The sequence below is a fragment of the Streptomyces sp. AC627_RSS907 genome (genome assembly GCF_019049165.1).
In genome coordinates this window covers 1-573 of the sequence record NZ_JAGMUE010000267.1, presented here as the reverse complement: position 1 = coordinate 573, position 573 = coordinate 1, and the positions used below count along the sequence as shown (strand labels likewise).

Below are 573 nucleotides of genomic sequence, written 5' to 3'. Positions count from 1 at the left end.
TCCCAGCACGGGTGCCCCCATCCCAGCACGATCCCAGCACGGTAGGGATGATCAGGGGTGATGACAGGTGACGAGGGGGCAGCTATCCCAGCACCATGCCAGCACGGGAAAAACCAAGGGCCCGACCCCGAAGAGCCGGACCCATCTGACCTGCATGGTGCCAGATCAGCGACGTGGTGTTATCTCACCCGTCACACATTGAACCGAAACTCCACCACGTCCCCGTCCTGCATCACGTAGTCCTTGCCCTCCATGCGCGCCTTGCCCGCCGCGCGGGCGTCGGCGACCGAGCCGGTCGCGACCAGGTCGTCGAAGGAGATGACCTCGGCCTTGATGAAGCCCTTCTGGAAGTCCGTGTGGATGACGCCCGCCGCCTCCGGGGCCGTCGCGCCCTTCTTGATGGTCCAGGCGCGGGCCTCCTTGGGGCCGGCGGTCAGGTAGGTCTGGAGGCCCAGGGTCTCGAAGCCGACGCGGGCGAGGGTGGCGAGGCCCGGTTCTTCCTGGCCCATGGACTGGAGGAGTTCGAGGGCCTCGTCGTCGGACAGCTCGATCAGTTCGGACTCGATCTTCGCG

Annotated in this window: 1 protein-coding gene; it reads right to left on the bottom strand. The window is 66.5% G+C overall.

Annotated features, from left to right (window positions below):
* Positions 1-191: 191 nt before the first annotated feature.
* Positions 192-573 (bottom strand): DUF933 domain-containing protein (locus KUM32_RS33210; RefSeq protein ID WP_217145636.1); only part of this gene is annotated, 382 nt, incomplete at its 5' end.